Origin of the sequence: Pseudomonas sp. KB_12, assembly GCF_052114545.1 — a bacterium.
Taxonomy (GTDB): Bacteria; Pseudomonadota; Gammaproteobacteria; order Pseudomonadales; family Pseudomonadaceae; genus Aquipseudomonas; species Aquipseudomonas brassicacearum.
In genome coordinates this window covers 126,494-149,890 of the sequence record NZ_JBFREY010000019.1, presented here as the reverse complement: position 1 = coordinate 149,890, position 23,397 = coordinate 126,494, and the positions used below count along the sequence as shown (strand labels likewise).

18 protein-coding genes are annotated in these 23,397 nt (G+C 61.8%); 1 reads left to right on the top strand and 17 read right to left on the bottom strand.

Features of this window, described 5'->3' with window-relative positions; translation table 11 throughout:
• The first annotated feature begins 1,017 nt into the window (after positions 1-1,017).
• Complete coding sequence (locus AB4Z20_RS17325; protein WP_214510918.1) at positions 1,018-1,359, top strand: DUF6124 family protein; 342 nt, start codon at positions 1,018-1,020, stop codon at positions 1,357-1,359.
• A gap of 132 nt (positions 1,360-1,491) precedes the next feature.
• On the opposite strand, the gene mdoH is transcribed toward AB4Z20_RS17325, so the two are convergent.
• The 17 genes from mdoH to hutC form a co-directional block, all read right to left on the bottom strand.
• A complete protein-coding gene (gene mdoH / locus AB4Z20_RS17320) occupies positions 1,492-4,062 on the bottom strand; it encodes a glucans biosynthesis glucosyltransferase MdoH (protein WP_253471058.1) in 2,571 nt (856 codons plus the stop codon).
• Positions 4,055-5,794: a glucan biosynthesis protein G gene (locus AB4Z20_RS17315; RefSeq protein ID WP_250886196.1), complete on the bottom strand. Its 1,740-nt coding sequence runs from the start codon at positions 5,792-5,794 to the stop codon at positions 4,055-4,057. Before AB4Z20_RS17315 ends, mdoH begins: the two co-directional genes overlap by 8 nt.
• Before the next feature lie 350 nt (positions 5,795-6,144).
• Positions 6,145-6,582 (bottom strand): D-aminoacyl-tRNA deacylase, encoded by a 438-nt coding sequence (gene dtd / locus AB4Z20_RS17310; RefSeq protein WP_253471056.1) that lies wholly within the window; start codon positions 6,580-6,582, stop codon positions 6,145-6,147.
• Positions 6,579-7,550, bottom strand: coding sequence for a prolyl aminopeptidase (gene pip / locus AB4Z20_RS17305; RefSeq protein ID WP_003196909.1), 972 nt, complete (start codon positions 7,548-7,550; stop codon positions 6,579-6,581). Before pip ends, dtd begins: the two co-directional genes overlap by 4 nt.
• Positions 7,551-7,655: 105 nt before the next feature.
• The gene (locus tag AB4Z20_RS17300; RefSeq protein WP_442090305.1) at positions 7,656-8,570 is read right to left on the bottom strand and encodes an alpha/beta hydrolase; all 915 of its coding nucleotides are present in this window, start codon (positions 8,568-8,570) and stop codon (positions 7,656-7,658) included.
• A 161-nt stretch (positions 8,571-8,731) separates the two neighbouring features.
• Positions 8,732-9,679, bottom strand: coding sequence for a choline ABC transporter substrate-binding protein (locus AB4Z20_RS17295; RefSeq protein WP_442090304.1), 948 nt, complete (start codon positions 9,677-9,679; stop codon positions 8,732-8,734).
• Positions 9,680-9,977: 298 nt separating this feature from the next.
• Complete coding sequence (gene hutG, locus AB4Z20_RS17290; protein WP_253471052.1) at positions 9,978-10,781, bottom strand: N-formylglutamate deformylase; 804 nt, start codon at positions 10,779-10,781, stop codon at positions 9,978-9,980.
• A gap of 11 nt (positions 10,782-10,792) precedes the next feature.
• The gene (gene hutI / locus AB4Z20_RS17285) at positions 10,793-11,995 is read right to left on the bottom strand and encodes an imidazolonepropionase (RefSeq protein ID WP_442090303.1); all 1,203 of its coding nucleotides are present in this window, start codon (positions 11,993-11,995) and stop codon (positions 10,793-10,795) included.
• Between the two features lie 110 nt (positions 11,996-12,105).
• Entirely contained in the window at positions 12,106-13,638 is a 1,533-nt protein-coding gene (gene hutH / locus AB4Z20_RS17280; protein ID WP_442090302.1) for a histidine ammonia-lyase, read from the bottom strand.
• Positions 13,639-13,767: 129 nt separating this feature from the next.
• Positions 13,768-15,291, bottom strand: a complete 1,524-nt coding sequence (gene hutH, locus AB4Z20_RS17275; RefSeq protein WP_442090309.1) for a histidine ammonia-lyase — start codon at positions 15,289-15,291, stop codon at positions 13,768-13,770.
• Positions 15,292-15,466: 175 nt separating this feature from the next.
• Entirely contained in the window at positions 15,467-16,297 is an 831-nt protein-coding gene (locus AB4Z20_RS17270) for a quaternary amine ABC transporter ATP-binding protein (protein ID WP_003196894.1), read from the bottom strand.
• A complete protein-coding gene (locus tag AB4Z20_RS17265) occupies positions 16,294-17,145 on the bottom strand; it encodes an ABC transporter permease (RefSeq protein ID WP_003186705.1) in 852 nt (283 codons plus the stop codon). Before AB4Z20_RS17265 ends, AB4Z20_RS17270 begins: the two co-directional genes overlap by 4 nt.
• Positions 17,146-17,216: 71 nt before the next feature.
• Positions 17,217-18,185, bottom strand: a complete 969-nt coding sequence (locus AB4Z20_RS17260) for an ABC transporter substrate-binding protein (protein WP_003196892.1) — start codon at positions 18,183-18,185, stop codon at positions 17,217-17,219.
• A 70-nt stretch (positions 18,186-18,255) separates the two neighbouring features.
• A complete protein-coding gene (locus AB4Z20_RS17255; protein WP_442090301.1) occupies positions 18,256-19,722 on the bottom strand; it encodes a purine-cytosine permease family protein in 1,467 nt (488 codons plus the stop codon).
• 143 nt (positions 19,723-19,865) lie between these two features.
• Positions 19,866-21,554 carry a urocanate hydratase gene (gene hutU, locus AB4Z20_RS17250; RefSeq protein ID WP_092222286.1) on the bottom strand — a complete coding sequence of 563 codons (1,689 nt, stop codon included), beginning with the start codon at positions 21,552-21,554 and terminating at the stop codon, positions 19,866-19,868.
• A gap of 526 nt (positions 21,555-22,080) precedes the next feature.
• Positions 22,081-22,650, bottom strand: coding sequence for a HutD/Ves family protein (locus AB4Z20_RS17245; protein ID WP_253471044.1), 570 nt, complete (start codon positions 22,648-22,650; stop codon positions 22,081-22,083).
• Positions 22,647-23,357 (bottom strand): histidine utilization repressor, encoded by a 711-nt coding sequence (gene hutC / locus AB4Z20_RS17240; protein WP_214511053.1) that lies wholly within the window; start codon positions 23,355-23,357, stop codon positions 22,647-22,649. Before hutC ends, AB4Z20_RS17245 begins: the two co-directional genes overlap by 4 nt.
• Positions 23,358-23,397 lie beyond the last annotated feature (40 nt).

The window sequence follows — 23,397 nt, the reverse complement described above, 5'->3', positions numbered from 1 at the left end:
TGTTGGATATCCACAAGGGTTTTGGGAACGGCACGGTCCTGTGGCGAGGGAGCTTGCTCCCGCTGGGGCGCGCAGCGGCCCCAAAAAAGCGATGAGCGCTGCGCACTCAAGCGGGAGCAAGCTCCCTCGCCACAAAAGCTTCCCAGCCATCACGCCACAGATTGTTCAACGGTAAATGCTGTGGGAGCGAGCTTGCTCGCGATGGCGGTGCTTCAGCCACATGGATGCTGGGCTTGCTGGCCCCTTCGCGAGCAAGCTCGCTCCCACAGAGGAAACGCGGTCCCCATCAAGAACCAGCTCGGCTACTAGGCCGCCTTCGCGAGCAGGCTCGCTCCCACAGGGGAAACGCGGTTCCACCAAGAGCCAGGTCGGCTACTAGGCCGCCTCGGAAAGGACGTTGATCTCGGCGCCCCGTTAACCACGATGGCCGAACGCAGGCATTGTGGAGTGGGCATCCCGGCATGGATGCCGGGATAGCCGCGCTGGGCCATGGATGGCCCTTCGCGGCGGGCCCACGGAGCAATGCCGGAGTGAGGGCACACCGAGCTTAAGCGAGGTGCCGAGTGGTGGGGCAAAAGCGTTTTGCTTACTTTTGCGCTTCTCAAAAGTGAGCCGCTGTAAGAGCGGAACCCTAAGCAGCCGTCACCTAAATAACGGATATACATACAAAAATACCTGCCTCCCACAATCCGTCATCCCAAGGCTACACAGCCTTGCGCCATTGCCTACAACTACGCCAGAATCCGCCGGCTTGTACGCCTTGGCCCTGGGCTCTAACGTTTGCAGGTCGCTGTCAGTTCAGCGATCGGGTTTAGCAGCCTGGACAATCCTAGACGTACGCTCTCCACATGCGTGAGCAGGCTTCAGCGCCTGCACATCTATGTCATGGCGGTTGTGCGTGGGAGACCTTCGGGTCTGCCGGGTTCTAGGGTCCCGGTCTGCTAACCCGCGTACAGTCGCCACCCTTCTCGTTTAGCAGCGATATCTGGCGGCTCCATTACCCTAGGAGCGTCAACCATGCACAAGGTCACACCCAACCCACCGGAACCAGAAACCGACCCCAAGAAACTCCAGGAAGCCACCGACCGCGCACTCGATTACTACCTGAAGCCCAAACAACCCAAACCCGAAGAAAAACAGCCGCCGGGCCAGCTCTTCACCGTCGTCGACGGTATCGACACTGAAAGCCTATTGGCCAACCTCAGCGAAAACCTGGCCTCAGCCGATGCCATGGTCAGCGACCTTGCGTTCGACCTGAAAGGCTCGCGACGCCATGTTGCCTTCGGCATTCAGCAACTGATCGAACTGAGTAGGTTATTGGCAAACCGGATGTTGGATACCATCAATCCACAACACTGACCGCACCACAAAATCGGGGGCGGCTGCGCCATCCAGCGGGAGCAAGCTCCCTCGCCACAAAGGCGATCCGCAGATAGAAAGTACGCTTAACAAAAAGCCCCGCTTCCTTTCAGAAGCGGGGCTTTTTGCGTATCAGGCCACTTGAGGCTGTGCGCTCAACGGCTGAAGCGGTAACAACGGTGCATGAGGATCAGCGTTGATCGATTCGCGCCACGCCGCCAGCCACTCGGGATGACCCTCGCTCCAGACCTGCTCATGCAGGCGGGACAAGGCCACCGGGTCGCTCAGCAGAGCCAGTCGCTCGGCGTTGCTGAGACCGGCCGGGCCGGCCTTCAAGGCGTGACGAACACGTTCGACCCGCAGCCATTCGATTGGCTCGGCCTTGCCGTGACGCGAGGTTGCCAACGCATACGCCAAGGCGTTCTGTTGCGGATCGACCACCGCCCGGATGAAACCGTCTTTGAGCGCATGCCAACGGTTTTCATGGGTGTACTGGTCCGTCGACAGCAGTTCCTGTGGCGGCGCGTATTCCTCAGGGATCAGGAACAGGCTTTCATCACGGGACTTCAAGCCCAGGCCCACGCGGCTGGAAATCACCGATACCGGAATCGACAGCATCAACGAACCGACAATCGGCACCAGCCACCACAGGAAGCTCGGGTTCAGCCAGATCACCAGCAAGGCCCAGAAGAAGCCCAGCAAGGTTTGCGGGCCGTGGCGCTTGACCGCTTCGCTCCATGGCGTGGAGTCGTCGTCACGTTGTGGCGAGTTCCAGGTTGCAGCCCAGCCCAGGAATGCGGCGAGCACGAAACGGGTGTGGAAAATCATCCGCACCGGCGCCAGCAGCATGGAGAACAGCATCTCCAGGAGCATCGACAGCGTTACCTTGAACTTGCCACCGAACTCCTTCGCACCCTTGGCCCAGATCAGCACGATACTCAGCAACTTGGGCAGGAACAGCAGCACGATGGTGGTCGAGAACAGGGCGATGGCTTTTTCCGGGTGCCATTGTGGCCACAACGGATAGAGCTGACGCGGTTCAAGGAAGTACTGCGGCTCCATCAGCGTGTTCACCGCCAACAACGCAGTGGACAGCACCAGGAAGAAGAACCACAGCGGCGCCGACAGGTAGGACATCACGCCGGTCAGGAACACCGCTCGGTGCACCGGGTGCATGCCCTTGACCAGGAACAGCCGGAAGTTCATCAGGTTGCCGTGGCACCAGCGACGGTCACGCTTGAGTTCGTCCAGCAGGTTCGGCGGCAGTTCTTCGTAGCTGCCCGGCAGGTCATAGGCAATCCACACGCCCCAGCCGGCACGGCGCATCAGCGCCGCTTCGACGAAGTCGTGGGACAGGATGGCACCGGCGAACGCGCCTTTACCGGGCAGCGGCGCCAGGGCGCAGTGCTCGATGAACGGCTTCATGCGAATGATCGCGTTGTGGCCCCAGTAGTGGGATTCACCCAACTGCCAGAAGTGCAGGCCGGCGGTGAACAGCGGACCGTACACCCGGGTGGCGAACTGCTGCATGCGCGCATACAGCGTGTCCATGCCCGAGGCACGTGGCGCGGTCTGGATGATGCCGGCGTCCGGCGTGGCTTCCATCAGGCGCACCAGGCTGGTCAGGCACGTACCGCTCATGACGCTGTCGGCGTCGAGCACGACCATGTACTTGTAGTCGCTGCCCCAACGACGGCAGAAGTCGTCGAGGTTGCCGCTCTTGCGCTTCACGCGACGGCGACGGCGACGATAGAAGATCTTGCCGAAGCCCCCGGCTTCACGGCAGACGTCCAGCCAGGCCTGTTGTTCGGCCACGCAGATATCGGTTTCGTTACTGTCGCTGAGCACGAAGAAGTCGAAACGATCCAGGTCACCGGTGGCGGCCACCGACTCGAAGGTTGCGCGCAAACCGGCGAATACCCGCGGCACGTCTTCGTTGCAGATCGGCATCACCAGCGCGGTGCGGGCGTCCTTGGGAATCGGCTCGTTGCCGGCGCTGGCACCGGAGATGCGGTACTTGTCGTGACCGGTGAGCAATTCGAGAAAGCCCATCAGCGCCGTCCAGAAACCCGCCGAGACCCAGCAGAACAGGATCCCGAACAGAATCAGGATGCTGGTTTGCAGCGCATACGGCAGTACTTGCGTGGCGGTCTGCAACAGCGGTTGGTGCAGAACTTCTTCCAGGTCCACGAACGACCAGCCCTGGTACGGCATGATGCCTTTCATGTACCAGCCGGCGACGATGGTCTGGCCGAGCATCAAGATCAGCAGGATGTAGCGACGGGTCGAGCCCACGGTACGCCAGCGTGCATGTGGCAGCACGCGCTCATCCTTGGGCGGCTTCGGCGGGTTGGTACGACCGGTCAGGCGCCGCCAGCCACGCACCAGGATATTGGTGCGCCACGGCTCCGGCACGACCTTGGTCCGACGAATCGGCGGCGTGGCTTTCAGGCACACCCGGCCGCTGGCGTCGAGCCCCAGCATTTCGGCGTCCTCGAGCTCCTCGGCAGTGTTCAGGGTCAGCCGGCGGCCCACCGAGGCTTGCGCCGCCTCGGCGGGCTCGTCGAAGGTCGATGAGGACAGGCGTTCGTGCAATTCGCTGAAGGACTTGCAGCCCGCCAGCTCGGCGCGCTGCTCGTCGGTCATGGGCAAATGGGCCAGGTACTCGCTGAGTGTCTCTGGCTGTACTGAAGTATTACTCATCGGCTGGCAACTGATTGCTCCAGGTCTCGGTCAAGACTTGTTCAGTCGGTTCCGATTCCTGCGGGGTTGGGGTCGGTTCAACAGCGGCGTCTGCCGCCTTGACGGCCTTGGCTTCGTCTTTCGCTTTTTCGTTCGCGAGTTCTTTTTCGGTCTGCTGGCGAGCGACTTTGTCGGCCTTGGCCAGGGTCGTGGTCACGGAGTGCGCGGTGGCCGGGGCTTCGACAGGCGTCAATGGACGGACCAGCGCCGCACGCATTTCGGTGGCCTGTTTCGAATCCTTGATCTTCAACCGCAGGGTCAAGCGCCAGCCCTTGGTTTCAGGGTTGTAGCGCACGCTATTCTCGACGATCTCGCCGTTTTCGCCGACGCTCACCTGGCTACGCACATCGGCGTCTTCCGGCAGGGCTTGCAGGGACGGACCTTCGAAGTCCACCAGGTAGGCCACGCTGCCGTCCGGCTGACGAATCAGGTTGGACTGTTTCACGTCACCGGTGGAGCGCAAGGTCTGCTGGACCCAGGCGCTGTCCGGCGAGTGCAGGCTGGATTCGTCGAGAGTCCAGTGCAGGCGGTAGCTGAAGTCCAGCGGCTGGCCTGGCTCAGGCAGCTTTTCCGGGCTCCAGAAGGCAACGATATTGTCGTTGGTTTCATCGGCGGTCGGAATTTCTACCAGGTCGACGGAGCCCTTGCCCCAATCGCCTTTCGGTTCGATCCAGGCACTTGGACGCTTGTCGTAGCGGTCGTCCAGGTCTTCGTAATGGCTGAAGTCACGCCCCCGTTGCAACAGGCCGAAACCACGCGGGTTTTCTACCGAGAAGTTGCTCACGGCCAGGTGTTTCGGGTTGTTCAGCGGGCGCCAGATCCACTCGCCGTTACCGGCATGGATCGACAGGCCACTGGAATCATGCAATTCGCGACGGTAGTTCAGCACTTTGGACGGTTGGTTGGCGCCGAACAGGTACATGCTGGTCAATGGGGCCACGCCCAGCTTGGTCACGCGGTCACGCAGGAACATGCGCGACTTCACGTCGACCACGGTGTCGGTGCCCGGACGCAAGGTCAGGCGATAAGCGCCAGTGGCGCGTGGCGAATCCAGCAGGGCAAAGATCACCAGGTGCTTGTCGGTCGGCTTCGGACGTTGGATCCAGAACTCGCGAAAGCGCGGGAATTCTTCACCCGATGGCAACGCGGTGTCGATGGCCATGCCGCGGGCGGACAGACCGTAGGTCTGGCCCTTGCCGATGACGCGGAAATAACTCGCGCCCAGCATGGTCATGATCTCGTCCTGCTTGTCAGCCTTGTTGATCGGGTACAACACGCGAAAACCCGCGTAACCCAGCTGTTCGGTGGCCTTGGGATCGAATTTCACATCGTCGAAGTCAAAGCGCGACGGGTCGTACTTGATCTCTTCGACGGTGGTCGCGGTGATTTCGTTGATCTTCACCGGCGTGTCGAAATGCATACCCTGGTGATAGAAGGACAGCCTGAACGGTGTCTTCTGGTCGGCCCATTCGGCTTTTTCGGTACGGAAACGGATTTTTTGATAGTCAGCGAATTTCATTTCGCGGAATTCGTTCGGCAGATTACTGCGCGGGGCTTCGTATTTTTGCCCAGCCAGTTCTTGAGCCTTCGCCGATACATCATCCAGGCTGAATGCCCACAGTTGGCCCGCGCCGAACAGGCACAGCAGGGCCGAGCCCGCTACCAGGGCGTTTCTAAACCGTTTGGCAGTCATTTTTGGTGCATTACAGGGACTAACAATCACGAGCAACCCTCGCCGAAAACTGATCAAAAAACCAACGGCCAGATAAAGTATCTGCACGGTAACGGCATTGAAAAACCGTTCCTGCGGACCACTCTTGCCAAGTTGGCGAGCATTGTTCCGACTCCGATGGGACAAAATGATTCCCCAAACGGTCCAGGACAAGTCTCTACCTAAGTCAAATGGACCAGCGAACGCTGATCCCCCGTAGCGCGCGATTATCTAGTAGCCCGCGTGACAACGCATCAGGGGTAGCAAAGTATTTATCGAGAAAACTCCCAGTTTTGCCTCGAAACAGGCCCGAAAAGATGTTTCAAACGCTTTCAGACCTGTAACAGGAACGTTACCGGACCATCATTGACCAAATGCACCTGCATGTCGGCGCCGAATCTACCTGATGCCACAGTGCCATGCACCTGTTTTGCCTGGGTGAGCAAATAGTTGAACAACTCTTCTCCCAGGGCCGGAGGTGCGGCTGTCGAAAAACCCGGGCGCAAACCACTTTTGGTGTCGGCCGCCAAGGTGAACTGCGACACCAGCAGCAACCCACCACCGACATCCGCCAGGGACAGGTTCATCTTGCCGTCGGCGTCGCTGAATACTCGATAGTTAAGCAGCTTATGCAGGAGTTTGTCGGCGCTGGCCCGAGTATCCCCGGGCTCGACGGCCACCAACACCAGCAAGCCCTGATCCACGGCGCCGACGATCTCGCCTGATACTTCGACCCGCGCTCCGCGAACTCGTTGCAACAGCCCCTTCATGCTTCTTCAGGCGGCAGGTCGAGCAGGCGCCGGGCCATTTGCGCAGCGGCGCGAACCAGGGCGTCGGTGATCCCCGGCTCCGAAGCGGCGTGACCCGCGTCGCGAATCACCTGCAGTTCGCTGTTGGGCCAGTTCTGATGCAACTCCCAGGCATTGTCCAGCGGGCAGATGACGTCGTAGCGGCCATGCACGATGACGCCCGGCAAATGGGCGATCTTGCCCATGTCGCGAATCAACTGGTTGGGTTCGAGGAAAGCGTTGTTGGTGAAGTAGTGGCATTCGATCCGGGCGATCGACAGCGCCCGCTGCGGCTCGGAGAAGCGATCGACCACCAGCGGGTTCGGACGCAGGGTCGCGGTGCGACCTTCCCAGGTGGACCAGGCCTTGGCCGCGTGCATCTGGGCGATCTGGTCGTTACCGGTCAGGCGCTTGTGGAAAGCGCTGAGCAGGTCGTCGCGCTCGTCCAACGGGATCGGTGCGATGTAGTCCTGCCAGTAGTCGGGGAACAGGCGACTGGCGCCGGCCTGGTAGAACCATTCGATTTCCTGCGGCCGGCAGAGAAAGATCCCACGCAGGATCAGGCCGTGTACGCGCTCGGGATGAGTCTGGGCATAGGCCAGGGCCAGGGTCGAGCCCCAGGAACCGCCAAACAGCACCCACTTCTCGATGCCCAGGTGCTTGCGGATGCGCTCCAGGTCTTCGACCAGATCCCAGGTGGTGTTGTTCTCAAGGCTGGCATGGGGGGTGGACCGACCGCAGCCGCGCTGGTCGAAAGTAACGATGCGGTACAGGTTCGGATCGAAGTAGCGCCGGCTCTGTGCATCGCAGCCAGCACCCGGGCCGCCGTGAATGAACACCACCGGCAGGCCTTCCGGGGAACCGCTTTCATCGACATAGAGCGTGTGGGTGTCATCGACAGCCAGATCGTGCCGGGCATGGGGTTTGATCTGCGGGTACAAAGTCTGCATTGCGCGCTCCGTAAGGGGTCGAGTCATCCCTGTGGGGACGTCTATTTAGTCTGCCGTACGGCATCATAAACCCGAATTACCTTAATGAGCATGTCCCCTGCGCAGTCAAAGCATGTCAGCCAGGTACGCCAGCAGCGTGCGATACATCCGATCGACCTCCGGCACCTGCCCCCGACCGCGCAGGCAACCGTGGACCAACCCTTCGCCCATGTACAACACAGACGCCACGCCTGCGGCGTTCAGCCGCTCGCTATAAAGGATGCCATCGTCGCGCAGAGGGTCCCATTGCGCCACGGCGATCAACGCCGGCGGCAAGCCGCTCAGGTGATCGGCGAGCAACGGCATGGCGAGAGGGGACGGTTGAGCGCCGTTCAGGTAGAGGGTGTGATAACTGTCCAGATCGTTGCTGCTCAACAGCGGCGCATCGGCACATTCGTGGCGCGAGGGTAGCGTTGCCGGGCCACCGAGCGCCGGATAGATCAGCACCTGGGCCCGGGGCAACGCTTGCCCGGCATCGCGCAAGGCCAGGCATAACGCAGCGGCGAGATTACCGCCGGCACTGTCACCGACCACCAGCCGACGACGCGGGTCGATGGCAAAGGGCGCGGCTGCCAGATGACGCCACACGGCGAGGCAATCGTCCAACCCGGCTGGAAACGGATGCTCTGGCGCCAGCCGATAATCCACCGCCACCACCAGCGCACCAAGGGCAGCCGCCAGCTCCATGCAGATGAAATCATGGGAGTCCAGGTCCCCCACCACCCAGCCACCACCGTGCAGATAGAGGATGCACGGCCAGCCGACGGGTGGCGCGGCACCCCGTGGGTGATAGGCGCGCACAGCCACAGCGGCCAGCTCGAAATCCTCGATGGCCAGTGTTGGCGGGCATGCCGGGGTGAACGCCCGGCACATTTGGCTGTAGGCCTGGCGCGAACCGGCGAGGCTGTCGTCCGGGCTGGTGAAGCTCAGGGTTTTGTCGATGAAGGCTGACATCTGCTCTGAGAGTGGATATGAGGCCATGAAGAACACCACCTATTGAAATGTGGGAGCAAGGCTTGCCCGCGATGGCAGTGGTACATCCAATCGTTATGTCGACTGACACATCGCTATCGCGGGCAAGCCTTGCTCCCACAGATAAATCACTCCACCACAGATAAATCACCCCGCCACAGCCAAGCAGGTCAATTCTTGAGACTGGCCTGCACCGTCGCCACGCCATCCTTGCCGTCGAAGCTCGTGACTGCGGCCAGCCACTTCTGCAAATCCTCGGGATGATCGCGCAACCATTGCCGGGCGACGTCCTGGGGCGTCTTGCGTTCCATGATCGGCACCATCAACTGACTCTCCTGGGCGGCGGTGAAGGTGAGGTTTTCCAACAACCGGTTCACGTTCGGGCAGCGCTGGGCGTAGTCCGGCGCGGTCACGGTGGAGACCGTTGCGGCGCCTTCGTTCGGGCCATAGACATCTTCACTGCCGGTCAGGTAGGTGATGTTCATGTTGATGTTCATCGGGTGCGGGGTCCAGCCGACGAAGACCACGAACTCCTTGCGATTCACCGCCCGCTGCACCGCGGCCAGCATGCCCGCTTCACCGGATTCGATCAGCTTGAAGTCCTTCAGGCCAAAGTGGTTGGTTTCAATCAGGGTCTTGATGGTGGTGTTGGCCCCGCTGCCCGGCTCGATCCCGTAGATCTTGCCACCGAGCTGGTCCCTGAACCGGGCGATGTCGGCAAAGGTCTTGAGCCCCGCCGCCGCCACGTAGTCTGGAACAGCCAGGGTGGCCTGGGCGTCGGCCAGGCTTGGCGTGTCCAATACCTTCACTTGGTTGGCCGCCAGGAATGGCGCGATGTTCTTGTCCATCGCCGGCTTCCAGTAGCCCAGGAAAATGTCGAGACGCTTGTCGCGGATGCCGGCGAAGATGATCTGCTGCACGGCGCTGGTCTGCTTGCTGTCGTAGCCCAGCCCGGTGAGCAACACATCGGCCATGCCGCTGGTGGCGATCACGTCGGTCCAGTTGACCACGCCCATGCGCACGGTCTGGCACGACGCAGGCTCGGCGGCCATCGCCCCGGCGCTCAAGAGGGTGGTACCGCAGAGGATCGACAGACAGCGCTTGAACAGTCTTTTCATCGGGAAGGTCTCGTGCGGCAGCGGATTATTGTAGGTCGGTGTCTTGCTGCACCGTGCCCAAAACATTACGCAGCGCCGAGGGGCTGAAGATGAACTGTGGCGACTCGGTTTTGCACGGTGGCGACAGTTGCTCCCGAGACTCAAGGACAAAAACAAACCTGTGGCAAGGGGGGTCTGTGGGAGCAAGGCTTGCCCGCGATGAAAACAACGCGGTCTCTCTGAAACAGCGGCGCCTGTATCGCGAGCAAGCTTTGCTCCCACAGATAAGCCCCCTCGCTACAGGAGTATTGGTAGGTGTTTATTTCTTGTAAGCCTGCTGCCCCCACGCCAGGAAGCCTTCTAGCAGTTCCTTGAGCACCACCTGAGTCGGCGCCGCCAGGTCAGCGCGGTAGTTGAACGGTTCGAACTCTTCCATGTAGGTGCTCTGGCACAGTTCCAGTTGCACCGCGTGGATGTCTTCGGCCGGGTTGCCGTAGTGCCGGGTGATGTGCCCGCCCTTGAACCGCCCGTTGAGCACGTGGGTGAATTCACCGTGGCGAGCGCAGATGGCTTCGAGCTGGCCGGCCAGGGTCGGGTCGCAACTGGCACCGTTGAAGGTGCCGAGGTTGAAGTCCGGCAACTTGCCGTCGAACAGGTGTGGGATCACCGAACGGATCGAATGGGCATCGAACAGCAAGGCATAGCCGAACTCGGCCTTGAGCCGCGCCAGTTCCTGCCACAGCGCCTGGTGGTAAGGCATCCAGACCTGTTGCAGATACGTCGCCCGCTCCTCGGCCGATGGCTCCAGCCCTTCGCGAAACAACGGCACGCCATCGAACAGCGTCGCCGGGTACAAACCGGTGGTGGCGCCGACGTACATCGGCTTGTCATCGGAGGGACGGTTGAGGTCGACGACGAACCGCGAGTACTCGGCGGCCAGGGTGCTGGCGCCCAGCTCGGCGGCAAATTCGTAGAGCCTTGGGATGTGCCAGTCGGTGTCTGGCAGGCTTTGGGCCTTGGGGATCAACCCGGCCTGTACCGCCGGGGTCAGGCGCAGGCCGGCGTGGGGCATGCTGATCAACAGCGGCACGCGCCCTTGCTTGAAATTCAGGACCTTCTCCACAACCGTTCTCCTCAATCGATTTCCACGCTGTGACGCACGACGCGTTTTTCCAGATCGCCACCGAGCCAGTACGCCAGGTCGGCCGGGCGGTCGATGTGCCAGGCGACAAAGTCGGCGACTTTACCGACTTCCAGCGAACCGTGGGTCTCAGCCATGCCCAAGGCCTGGGCGGCATGAATCGTCGCCCCCGCCAGGGCTTCTTCCGGGGTCATCCGGAAACAGGTGCAGGCCATGTTCAACATCAGGCGCAGCGACAGCGCCGGCGAGGTGCCAGGGTTGAGGTCGCTGGCCACGGCGATTTTCACACCGTGCTTGCGCAGGGCCTCCATGGGCGGCAGTTGGGTTTCGCGCAGGAAATAAAACGCGCCCGGCAACAGCACCGCCACGGTGCCGGATTCGGCCATGGCCTTGGCATCGTCCTCGGTCATGAATTCCAGGTGATCGGCCGACAGCGCCTGGTAACGTGCCGCCAGGCTTGAACCGTGCAGGGATGACAGTTGCTCGGCGTGCAGCTTCACTGGCAGCCCCAGTTGTTGCGCGGTGATAAACACCCGCTCGACCTGCGCCGGGGAAAACGCCAGGTATTCGCAAAAGGCATCCACCGCATCCACCAGTCCTTCGGCTGCCAGGGCCGGAAGCATCTCGGTGCAGATGTGCTCGATGTAATCGTCGGCGCGATCCTTGTATTCCGGCGGCAAGGCGTGGGCCGCCAGGCAAGTGCTGCGCACGCTGACCGGCAACTCGGCGCCAAGGCGGCGGATGACCCGCAGGATCTTGCGCTCGCTGGCCAGGTCCAGGCCGTAGCCGGATTTGATTTCCACCGTGGTCACGCCGTCGCGCATCAGGCTTGCCAGGCGTTTGGCGGCGCTGGCGAACAGCTCGTCTTCACTGGCGGCGCGGGTGGCGCGCACGGTGCTGGCGATGCCGCCACCGGCGGCGGCGATCTCGGCGTAGCTGACGCCTTGCAGGCGCTGCTCGAACTCACCGCTGCGGTTGCCGCCAAATACCGCGTGGGTGTGACAGTCGATCAGCCCCGGCGTGACCCAGGCCCCCTTGAGGTCGTTGACCGCCGGGTAGTCACCCGTCGGCAATTCGGCACGCGGGCCGATCCATTGGATGTGCTCGCCCTGGGTGACGATGGCGGCGTCTTCGATGATCGAGTAGACGCCCTGGGCCATGGTGGCGGCGTGGCAGTTTTGCCAGAGGGTTTTCATCCCGGTTTCCTCGTCGCATTCAAAATCGAATCGCGAGCAAGCTCGCTCCCACAGGGATCAAGGTGTACCCAAAATCCCCTGTGGGAGCGAGCTTGCTCGCGATGAGGCCCTTACAGGCTCGGCAACAGCTGCGCCGGGACCAGCTCGTTCAGGCACCGGCTCGCCAGCAATTCACTGGCCGCATTGATGTCCGGCGCAAAGAAGCGGTCCCTCTCATAGAAAGGCACTTCTGCACGCAACAGACCCCGGGCCCGCTCCAACTTCGTGGAGGTCTTCAAACCGCCGCGCAGGTCCAGCCCCTGGCAAGCCGCGAGCCATTCCACCGCGAGGATCCCACGGGTGTTCTCGGCCATTTCCCACAGACGCTTGCCAGCGGCCGGGGCCATGGAGACGTGGTCTTCCTGGTTGGCCGAGGTCGGCAGACTGTCCACCGAATGGGGATGGGACAGCGCCTTGTTTTCACTGGCCAGGGCCGCCGCGGTGACCTGGGCGATCATGAAGCCGGAGTTCACCCCGCCATTGGCGACAAGGAACGGCGGCAGTTGCGACATGTGCTTGTCCATCATCAACGAAATGCGGCGCTCGCTCAGGGAGCCGATTTCGGCAATCGCCAAGGCCATGTTGTCGGCCGCCATCGCCACCGGTTCGGCGTGGAAGTTGCCACCGGAAATCACGTCGCCCTCGGCGGCGAACACCAGCGGGTTATCCGACACCGCGTTGGCCTCGATCACCAGCACCTCGGCGGCCTGGCGGAACTGGGTCAGGCAGGCGCCCATCACTTGCGGTTGGCAGCGCAGGGAGTACGGGTCCTGAACCTTGTCGCAATTCTGGTGCGAATCGGAAACTTCGCTGCGCTCGCCCAGCAGATCGCGGTAGGCAGCGGCGGCGTCGATCTGGCCTTTCTGGCCACGGGCGGCATGGATGCGTGCATCGAATGGCGAACGCGAGCCGAGCACCGCTTCCACCGTGAGGCCGCCCAGGGCCAGGGCACCGGCAAACAGGTCTTCGCCTTCGAACAGGCCACGCAGGGCAAACGCGGTGGACACCTGGGTGCCGTTGAGCAGCGCCAGGCCTTCCTTGGCGGCCAGGGTCAGCGGCGCGAGGCCAGCCACTTTCAGCGCGTCGACGGCCGGCAGCCATTCGCCCTTGTAGCGGGCCTTGCCTTCGCCCAGCAGCACCAGGGACATGTGGGCCAGCGGCGCCAGGTCACCGGACGCACCGACCGAACCCTTGAGCGGAATGTGCGGGTAGACCTCGGCATTGATCAGCGCAATCAGCGCATCGATCACCTGCCGACGGATGCCGGAAAAACCGCGGCTCAGGCTGTTGACCTTGAGCACCATGACCAGCCGCACCAGCGCATCGCTGATCGGCTCGCCCACGCCGGCGGCATGGGACAGCACCAGGGAGCGCTGCAGGTTTTCCAGGTCTTCGCTGGCGATGCGGGTCGAGGCCAGCAGGCCGAAACCGGTGTTGATGCCGTAGGCGGTGCGGTTCTCGGCAAGGATCTGTTCAACGCAGGCGACACTGGCCTCGATCTGCGCCGACGCGCTGGCGTCGAGGCTCAAGATCACGGGTTGCTGATAGATGTCACGCAATTGAGCCAGGCTCAATTGGCCGGGAATCAGGTTTAAGGCAGTCATGTATTGCTCCTTTTGAGAGTTTTGTTTTTACCCGCCAGTCGCTCCGGAATGCTCCGTTATCCGTCACCTTCGCCTTTTGGGCGATGCTTTATGGGCAATAGGTGCCTTGGCACGCTGGCGCTTTTTTGATCAATTCAAATTCGGTAATACGCTGTGCAGCACGCTCGGGTCTTTAAGCAGGCCGGCGGCACTGGCGATGTCCGGCGCCAGCCAGCGATCCTGGTCGTAGGCCGGCACGCGCTCGCGCAACAGTTTCCAGGCGATGTCGGTGCCGGCGCCGAAGCGCTGGGCCTTGAGAAACTCAAAGGCCTGGGCCGCCAGCAGGTATTCGATGGCGAGGATCTGCGTGCAGTTTTCCAGCGCCCGGTGCAGCTTCAGGGCGGCGTTGGTGCCCATGCTCAAATGGTCTTCCTGCAACCCGGAGGTGACGAAATTATCGAGCACCGCCGGTTGCGCCAGTTGCTTGTTCTCCGCGCACAACGACGCGGCGACGTATTGCACGATCATCATCCCCGAGTTCACCCCGGGGTTGGCCACCAGGAAGGCCGGCAGACCGCTGACGTGGGGGTTGATCAAGCGGTCGAGGCGACGCTCGGCGATGGAGCCGATCTCAGCCATGGCAATCGCCAGCAGATCCGCCGCCAAGGCGACTGACTGGCCGTGGGGATTGGCCTGGGACATGACCCGGAAGTTCTCCGGCGTCCCCAGCAGCAGCGGATTATCGGTCACTGCGTTGAGTTCGGTTTCGATCTGTTGCCGGGCGTGGGCCAACTGGTCGCGAGCCGCGCCGTGCACCTGGGGAATCGAGCGGATACTCAAGGCGTCCTGGGTGCGAATGCCCAGGCTCGCGGCGATGACTTCGCTGCCGTCGAGCAACGCCCGCAAATTGCTCCCGACCTTCTGCATGCCCGGGTGCGGCTTGAGTGCAATGACGTCGGCATCGAACGCGGCAATCTGCCCGCGCAGGGCCTCGAAACTCATCGCGCCGATCACGTCGGCCCATTGCACCAACCGCGTCGCATCGGCCAGGGCCAGGCAGCTCAGACCGGTCATGCACGGTGTGCCGTTGACCAGGCACAAGCCGTCCTTGGCACCCAGTTGCACCGGTTGCAAACCCTCTGCGGCCAGGGCCTGTTGCGCCGGGACTATTTGCCCGCGATAGCTGACCTGGCCGACGCCCAGCAGCGCGATGCCGATGTGGGCCATGTGGGTCAGGTAACCCACCGAACCCTGGGACGGCACTTGCGGTGTGATGCCGCGATTGAGCAGCGCCAGCAGCGCTTCGACCACCCGGCGATGGATGCCGGACTTGCCCTGGCTGTAGTTGTGAATGGCGGCGCAGATAATCGCCCGGGTCTGTTCATCGGAAAGCGGCGCACCGACGCCACAGGCATGGCTGAGCAAGGTGTTGCGCGACAGTTGGCTGAGTTGTTCGTCCTTGAGCGAAACATTGCACAAGGCCCCCAGGCCGGTGTTGACGCCATAGGCGCGCTCGCCGGTTGCGACGATGCGCTGGACGATGGCCTGGGCATTGTCGATCCGCGCCCACGTCTCAGTCGATAACTCGAGCACAGCACCAAAGCGCGCGACGGCGACGACGTCCTGCCAACGCAACGGAGCGCCGGTGATTACAATTTTTTCAGCCTGGGACATCTTCAACCTCATGAAAAATTCATTTCAGCATCACATCTGGCTTAAGGCATAGCCTTTGTGGCGAGGGAGCTTGCTCCCGCTGGACTGCGCAGCAGGCCCAAAAGAAGCGGCCGCTGCGCGCCCGAGCGGGAGCAAGCTCCCTCGCCACAAAAGCGCGCCGACCACCACAAATCCCTCAAACCACCGCCGCCCGCCGTTGCACAAACCGATCGACATACTCATCCGCCGGCGAGTGCAGGATCTCGCGCGGTGTGCCGACCTGGATCAGCTTGCCGTCCTTGAGAATCGCGATGCGGTTGCCAATGCGCACGGCCTCGTCGAGGTCGTGGGTGATGAAGACGATGGTCTTGTGCAGGGTCTTTTGCAGCTCCAGCAACTGGTCCTGCATTTCCGCGCGGATCAGTGGGTCGAGGGCGCTGAAGGCTTCGTCCATCAGGATGATGTCGGTATCCGCCGCCAAGGCCCGGGCCAGGCCGACGCGCTGGCGCATGCCGCCGGAGAGCTGGTGCGGGTATTTGTTCTCGTAGCCCTTCAGGCCCACGGTATCGATCCAGTGCAACGCCCGCTCGGCGCACACCTGCTTGCTCTCGCCGCGCACTTTCAAGCCATAGGCGACGTTGTCCAGCACGCTCTTGTGGGGCAGCAGGCCGAAGCTCTGGAACACCATGCTGATCTTGTGCCGGCGAAATTCGCGCAGGGCGTCCATGTCCAGTTGCAGGATGTCTTCGCCGTCCACCAGGATCGCGCCGCTGGTAGGGTCGATCAGCCGGTTGAAATGGCGCACCAACGTGGACTTGCCGGAACCGGACAGGCCCATGATCACGAAGATCTCGCCAGTGCCGATACTCAGCGACAGGTCGTTCACGCCGACCACGCAACCAGTTTCGGCCAGCACCTGGTCCTTGGTCTTGTTCTGGCGGATCAGCTCCAGGGCTTCCTTGGAGCGATTGCCGAAAATCTTGAAGACATTCTTGACTTCGATCTTGCTGATGGCTGCGTTGCTCATTTGCTCACCTCGTGCCGAGGACGACCATAGGCCTGGGTAATGCGGTCGATGACCACGGCGAGAATCACGATCGCCAGCCCGGCTTCCAGGCCGCGTCCGACGTTGAGGGTCTGGATGCCCACCAGCACGTCTTCACCCAGGCCACGGGCGCCGATCATCGAGGCGATGACCACCATCGACAGGGCCATCATGGTGGTCTGGTTGATCCCGGCCATGATGCTCGGCAGGGCCAGGGGCAGTTGCACGCCGAACAGCTGTTGCCAGCGGTTGGCGCCAAAGGCGTTGATGGCTTCCATCACTTCGCCGTCCACCTGGCGAATGCCCAGGTCGGTCAGGCGAATCAGCGGCGGCGCGGCGTAGATCACCGTGGCGAAAATCGCCGGGACCTTGCCCAGGCCAAACAGCATCAACACCGGAATCAGGTACACGAAGCTCGGCATGGTCTGCATGATGTCCAGCAGCGGCATCAGCACCGAACGCAGGCGATTGCTGCGTGCCGAGAGAATGCCCAGCGGAATGCCGATCAACACCGAGATCAGCGTCGCCACCAGCATCAGGGCGAGGGTCTGCATCAGTTTGTCCCACAGGCCCACCGCACCCACCAGGAACAACAGGCCGACGATCACCGCCGTGGCGACGACCTTGCGGGTGGCGTGCCAGGCAATGCCGCCGACGATGGCCAGCATCAGCCACCAGGGCGCCATGCGCAGCAGGCCTTCGAGGTTGACGATGGCCCACAGCAAGGTGTCGGAGATCTGCCGGAACACATCGCCATAGTTGGTCACCAGGGCGTCGACCCAACCGTTGACCCAGTCGGCGATGGAGAAGGTAAAGCTTTCGGGAAACATAAGAGACTCTCGATCAAGTGGATGCGGTGAACGTCCCGGCCAGCCCTACGGTTGGCCGGGAAGTATTCGACCTACAGAGCCGCGTCGATTTTCTTGGCAGCGTCTTCGCTTACCCAGGCGTGCCAGACTTCAGGATGTTCCTTCAGGAAGATCTTCGCCAGTTTCGGCGACTCGATTCGTTCCTTGGCCATGCGCCCGAGGTTCTGGTTCAGGATATCGATCGGCAGGTTGACCTTTTCCAGCACCGTCACCAATTCAGGTGCCTCGTCGTGGAAGGTCTTGGACAGGCCGACCTTGATGCTCACGCTTTTATCCACGCCCGGTTTTTCTTCCAGTTTCACCAGGTCCACCTGGCCCATCAGCGGCGTTGGCGACCAGTAGTAGAACAGGATCGGCTCGCCACGCTTGTAGCTCGACAGCACCGCGGCATCCAGCGCTGGGCCGGTGCCTGGGCGGAAGTTGGTGTAGGTTTTTTCCAGGCCATAGCTTTTCAGCATTTCGCTGTTGTCCAGCTCGCAGGTCCAACCGGCCGGGCAGTTGTAGAAACGGCCCTTGGACGGCTCTTCCGGGTCCTTGAACACGGCGGCGTACTGGCCCAGGTCAGCGATGTTCTTCAGGCCTGGCGCCTTGGCTTCGAGTTTGCGCTTGGCGTCGCCTTCAACCACGTAGCGCGGCACGTACCAGCCTTCGATGGCGCCCACGACCGGGGCACCGACGCCGACTACCTTGCCGGCCTTCTCGGCCTTGTTCCAGACTTCACTGCGGCCGACCCACTCTTCGGCAAACACCTGGATGTCGTTGCTGCTCAGGGCATTCTCCATGGTGATGGAGTTGCCTGGCAGGCTGTCGGTCTTGCAGTCGTAGCCTTTTTCCAGCACCACTTGCAGGACGTCGGTCAGCAGCATGGCGCTTTCCCAGTTCAGGCCGGCGAACTTCACCGGTTTGCCCGACTCGCACCAACCCGCCGCTTGTGTGGCGCCGGCGCTGGCCAGCAGGCCCATGGAAAGCAATGTGGTCAGCAGGGTCTTGTTCGACTTCATTATGTGACGCTCCTAATCAGTTGGATTGGCTTACGGCAGTCAAGAGGCATCCAGCCCTGTCAACGTCCCATCAGACCGCTTGGATGCGGCCCGCCCTGCTCGGTTGTGCGTCAACCGTGTCCTGCTCGAGCGGCAGGATCAATTGATCGGGTACAGCGCTGTGCCACTTCTTGGCGACGACGTAATACAGCGCCGCCGGAACCACCAGACCGATGATCCAGGAGATATCCACACCGCCCATGGCTTCCACCAGCGGACCGGTATAGAACTTGGTGGCGATAAACGGCAGTTGAACCAGGACACCGAAGACATAGACGCTGATGCCGAGGGCGTTCCAACGACCGTAGCGACCGTTCGGGTCGGCCAGTGCCGGCACGTCATAGCGCTCGCGAGTGATGCAGTAGTAGTCCACCAGGTTGATCGCGCTCCAAGGCGTAAAGAACGCCAGCAAGAACAGGATGAAGGACTTGAACGCACCGAGGAACGAGTGCTGGCCGAGCAGCGCGATCAGCGTCGCAGCGCCGACGATGACCAGCACGAAGACCAGGCGCTGCAGGCGCGTAACGTTCAGGTGACCACGAAAACCGCTGATGATGGTCGCGATGCACATGAAGCTGCCGTAGGAGTTCAGCGTGGAGATGGTGACCTTGCCGAATGCGATGCTGAAATACAGCAGCGCAGCGGTGGCGCCGGTCCCACCCAGGCCCACGATGTAGGCCACTTCGTGACCCGCGAACTGCCCATTGGCCGAGGCCGCGGCAAACACGCCGAGGATCATCGCCACCTGTGCGCCGATGACTGAACCGACGCCTGCGGCAAAAAAGGTTTTCACCGAAGAGGTCTTGCTCGGCAGGTAACGCGAATAGTCCGCCACGTAGGGGCCGAAGGCGATCTGCCAGGATGCCGCGAGCGACACCGCAAGCAGGAAACCGCTCCAGCTGAAATGGCGGATTTGCAGGAGTGCGCCAACGTCCGTCTGACTCATCAGCCGAGCGAACAGGTAAACAAAGGCGATCACACCAATGATGCTGGCGACACGGCCAATGAAGTGAATCACCCGATAACCGAGCACCGTGACCAGCACGATGACACTGGCGAAAATGAGGATGCCGACACTGTCGCTGACGCCAAACAACTGGCCCAGCGCCTGGCCGGAAAGCACGGTTCCCGTTGCGGTGAAACCCAGGTACATCAGGCACACCAGCACGATCGGGATGGCCGCGCCATACACACCAAACTGCACCCGGCTGGAGATCATCTGCGGCAGGCCCAGCTTGGGCCCTTGCGCGGCATGCAACGCCATGACGCCACCGCCGAGCAGTTGGCCGATCAGCAAACCGATCAACGACCAGAACACATCACCGCCAAGCACCACCGCTAATGCGCCGGTGACAATTGCAGTGATTTGCAGGTTGGCCCCCATCCAGAGGGTGAACTGGCTCAACAATCGGCCGTGTCTCTCCGTTTCCGGGATGTAGTCGATCGAACGTTTCTCGATCAACGGCTTGCTGCTTGCACGTGTGCTGGTGACAGCCATGGTTCAACCTCTGTGGATTGTTCTGGTTCGGGCAGTGTTTTTTTGTGGGAGCGAGCCTGCTCGCGATGGCGGTCTATCAGCCAACACACTTGTTGAATGTGCCGGCCTCATCGCGAGCAGGCTCGCTCCCACAGTTTTTGCATTTATTTGCCGGTAATCATCGGCAGGTTCAGCCCCTGTTCCTTGGCGCAATCAATGGCGATCTGGTAACCGGCATCGGCATGACGCATCACGCCAGTCGCCGGATCGTTGTGCAGCACGCGGGCAATGCGCTCGGCCGCTTCGTCGGTGCCGTCGCAGACGATCACCATGCCCGAGTGCTGGGAGAAGCCCATGCCGACGCCGCCACCGTGGTGCAGCGACACCCAGGTCGCGCCGCTGGCGGTGTTGAGCAAGGCGTTGAGCAACGGCCAGTCGGAGACCGCATCGGAACCGTCCTGCATGGATTCGGTTTCACGGTTGGGGCTGGCCACGGAACCGGAGTCCAGGTGATCGCGACCGATGACGATCGGGGCCGACAATTCGCCGCTACGGACCATCTCGTTGAACGCCAGGCCCAGCTTGGCGCGCTGGCCCAGGCCAACCCAGCAGATACGTGCCGGCAAGCCCTGGAAGCTGATGCGCTCGCGGGCCATGTCCAGCCAGTTGTGCAGGTGGGCGTCGTCGGGGATCAGTTCCTTGACCTTGGCGTCGGTCTTGTAGATGTCCTGCGGATCACCGGACAGCGCGGCCCAGCGGAACGGGCCGATACCGCGGCAGAACAGCGGACGGATATAGGCCGGTACGAAGCCTGGGAAGTCGAAGGCATTTTCGACGCCCTCTTCCTGGGCCATCTGGCGGATGTTGTTGCCGTAGTCGAAGGTCGGCACGCCCATTTTCTGGAAGGCCAGCATGGCTTTGACGTGGACGGCCATCGATTGCTTGGCGGCCTTCACCACAGCGGCGGGTTCGGTCTTGGCGCGGGCACGGTACTCGTCCCAGGTCCAGCCGGCCGGCAGGTAGCCATTGAGTGGGTCGTGGGCGCTGGTCTGGTCGGTGACCATGTCCGGGCGCACACCACGACGGACCATTTCCGGCAGGATTTCGGCAGCGTTCCCACACAACGCGATGGAAATCGCCTTGCCTTCGGCGGTGTATTTCTCGATGCGCGCCAGGGCGTCGTCGAGGTCGGTGGCTTGCTCGTCGACATAGCGGGTTTTCAGGCGGAAATCGATGCTCACCTGCTGGCACTCGATGTTCAGCGAGCACGCACCGGCCAGGGTCGCGGCCAAGGGTTGCGCACCGCCCATGCCGCCCAGGCCGGCGGTCAGGACCCAACGGCCCTTGAGGTTGGAGTCGTAGTGCTGGCGACCGGCCTCGACGAAGGTTTCATAAGTGCCTTGCACGATGCCCTGGCTGCCGATGTAGATCCAGCTCCCGGCGGTCATCTGGCCGTACATGGCCAGGCCCTTGGCGTCGAGTTCGTTGAAGTGCTCCCAACTGGCCCAGTGCGGCACCAGGTTGGAGTTGGCGATCAGTACGCGAGGGGCGTTGCTGTGGGTCTTGAACACGCCCACCGGCTTGCCGGATTGCACCAGCAGGGTTTCGTCGTCATTCAGGTTGGTCAGGCTTTCGACGATCTTGTCGTAGCACTCCCAGTTGCGCGCCGCGCGGCCAATGCCACCGTAGACCACCAGCTCCTTGGGGTTCTCGGCCACTTCCGGGTCGAGGTTGTTCATCAACATGCGCAGCGGCGCTTCAGTCAGCCAGCTCTTGGCGGTCAGCGTGTTACCGCGAGGGGCACGGATTTCAACGTCACGGTATTTTTCAGGTTTGCGGGTAGCGTCGGTCACAGCAAAAACTCCTCAGCGATCAATCCAGACCAGCCCGGGCAGTGGGCAGCGATTTAGCGAACGTTGCGTTGAATATCGGTGACTCATACGCATACGTCTTTACTTGTATGTACAAGCATATGCAATCAAGCGGCCAACTTATTGAAGGCGATGTTCAGGAACGGTTGGGGAATTGGCTGAAAGCCTTGTGATTTATGGGCTGCTGAGCAGCATGAAATTTTTGAAGAGGGTTTTCGAGGGGGAAATCGGAGGGGCCCAGAAGCGTGGTGTTGCGCCACGCTGGGGCGTTCGGTAACAAGTTGGTGCGCGGGTAGGGAACAATGAGCGCGCTTTTTGTGGCGAGGGAGCTTGCTCCCGCTGGGCTTTTGTAGGAGCTGGCGAAGCCTGCGATCTTTTGATCTTTCGCTTGGGATTCAAGTGTCTTTGGAAAGATCGCAGCCTCGTTGCACTCGACAGCTCCTACACAGCTCCTACAGGCCCAGCGGGAGCATGCTCCCTCGCCACAAAAGCTCTTTTGCAGGGCGGCTTAGTGGGCCGTCAGCTCAATCACGCAGCATTGACCGTGAGTGGAGACATCCACCAACCCGCTGTTACCGCTCAGTTGCAAACAGTCGTAGAGGCCCAGGTCCACGGCGGACTCACCGATCTTGATAGCCAGTCCCGGGGCGGCACTGAACACCAGCACCGTTTGCGCGTCACTGAAAAACCGCTGCTGGCCGCCCAACCACTGCAACCGCGCGCGGTAACGTTGCGGCGCGTAGATCAGGTTGAAGTCGCGAATCGGTCCGCCCAGCAGTGTGCAAAACACATGGCTCTCGCCGCTGAACGTAAAAGGGTCCAGCGGATGCAGAGCCCGCGTGACTTGGCCATCGACGTTCAGGGTCATGCCGCTCCCTTGCAAGACACTGATGACCCGCTCGTAACCGGCGAAGGTGGAGAAACCGCCCGACTCACCGATGTCGGCAATCGACAGGCGCCAGCCGAAACCTTCCAGGCCGGCGCCGGCATCGCGAGTGATTTCCTCAGTGCTGCCGCCACCGTTTTTCCACGGCATGCGTGGGTAGTCTGCCGCGCGCAAAACCTTCAAATGGCTCATTTATGAAAGCGCCCTTCCAGACTGTGACGGGAGCCCGGATGGATCAGGCGTGCGGCGGTCACCGGCTGGCGCCCGGACCAGGTACGACGGCGGATCAACAGACACGGCTCGCCCTTTTCGATCTGCAGCAACTTGCATTCACTCGGCTCGGCCAGGATCGCCTCGACCACATGCTCGCCTTCGGTCAGCGGCGCGACCTGGTTCAGATAGGCGTAGGGCGTTTGCACGGTGAAGTCCTGCTTGAGGTATTCAGGCGCCACCAGTGCGTTGACGAAGCGGTCCTCGATTTGCACGGGGATGTCGTTCTCGAAATGCACGATCAGCGAATGGAACACTTTCTGGCCTTCGCGCATATCCAGGGCCAGGGCCCGCTCGGAACCGGCCGCCTCTTCTTCCAGGGTGATGACCTTGCAAGTGTGGCGATGACCACGGGAGGCGATTTCGTCGGCGATGTTATGCACTTCGAACAACGCGGACTGGCTCTTGGGCTCGGCCACGAAGGTGCCGACACCCTGCATGCGCACCAACAGGCCGTCGGCGGTCATTTCCCGCAGCGCACGGTTGATGGTCATGCGACTGAAGCCCAGTTGGCTGACCAGTTCGCTTTCCGACGGCACGCGGTAATGCGGCGGCCAGTTTCCACTGTCGATCTGCTGGGTGATCATCTGTTTGACGCGGGCGTACAGGGGGGCCGGACTGTCACCCATGTTTGCGGCCAGCGGCGGTTTGGCAGGCGGAGTCGACACG